This window comes from Bartonella sp. AA1HLJMS, from assembly GCF_042197445.1.
GTDB lineage: Bacteria > Pseudomonadota > Alphaproteobacteria > Rhizobiales > Rhizobiaceae > Bartonella.
The window spans coordinates 1-637 of the sequence record NZ_JBHIRW010000291.1 but is presented as its reverse complement, the minus strand read 5'-3'; the positions used below and the strand labels follow the sequence as shown (position 1 = coordinate 637).

The window sequence follows — 637 nt, the reverse complement described above, 5'->3', positions numbered from 1 at the left end:
CGAGTATTTTAGCGGCTTCTGTAAGACTGAAGAGTCCATTATGACGCTGTAAGCTTTCAAGAGCCATTGCCTTTGGTGTTAAATCTTCAATGATGGTGTCTTTTTGATCTATTTGACCTTGTAGGTAATTCAAAAAGCCAATCATAGCCTTTGGACTTGAATAGTCGATTTGTGGTGTTACTACTTGCTTTTCCAATTCTTGCCAACGGTCTATAATCCTAGCACGTAATGTCATGCTGTAACCGGAAACTAAGATAAGGCATTCACGCTTAGGGAGGTTGTAACAGTTTTGGGGCTTACCCTGTTTATCTAAATAGGTGGATCCAAATTTGGATTGACCCCCTTCAGGATATAATTCTCCTAACATGTGTCGAATATCACGCATAATATGCGCATGTTGCTTACCGCATAACTCTGCAATTTCACGACTAGACATCGTTTGAACTGTTGTGTTTTGAAAATTGTTTTCAGATATTGTAATAAAGTTTTGCATCATCACCCCCCTTAATTAAGAAAAACACAAGGTTTGATATAATATTCTGCCATAGTTTCTATGACGTTCTGCTTGAGCAATTTTCCTTGCTGCGTGAATTTTGAAGTAATGATTATCGGTTTTATCTGTTTCTATTTCAGATTT

At 37.4% G+C, this 637-nt stretch carries 1 protein-coding gene; it reads right to left on the bottom strand.

What is annotated here, in order from left to right:
• Positions 1-493, bottom strand: a 493-nt coding sequence (locus ACFIQE_RS11280; protein WP_375707790.1) for a Rha family transcriptional regulator, incomplete at its 3' end; no start/stop codon positions are given.
• Positions 494-637 lie beyond the last annotated feature (144 nt).